Source organism: Flavobacterium hydrophilum (genome assembly GCF_003202405.1).
Classification (GTDB): Bacteria; Bacteroidota; Bacteroidia; order Flavobacteriales; family Flavobacteriaceae; genus Flavobacterium; species Flavobacterium hydrophilum.
Genome location: NZ_QJHL01000030.1, coordinates 1 through 255, shown reverse-complemented (window position 1 = coordinate 255; position 255 = coordinate 1). Strand labels below are relative to the sequence as shown.

Annotated in this window: 1 protein-coding gene; it reads left to right on the top strand. The window is 43.1% G+C overall.

Annotation, left to right across the window (positions count from 1 at the left end):
* On the top strand, positions 1-255 hold a 255-nt coding region (locus tag DMB68_RS23510), incomplete at both ends, for a hypothetical protein (RefSeq protein ID WP_165830203.1).

Sequence of the window (255 nt, the reverse complement as noted above, 5' to 3'; positions counted from 1 at the left end):
CGATTAGTACTTGTGGTTCAGGGTCTGATCCTGATTCCGGCCCTGGTTATGCATTTCAATTTTCACAACCCAGACTCAAAAGAGACTGTGGAGCGACTACTTTCCCGGTAACCTACTACGCTGCTACAAATTTTGTAGGTGTTGGGACAACTCTTTATACCAGTAAAAGTTTAACAACCGCTTTGGGCAGTGGCTACTGGGTTAAACTTGCTGATTCAAATTTTGCTTACCTAATTGGCAATGGAGGCATACTAT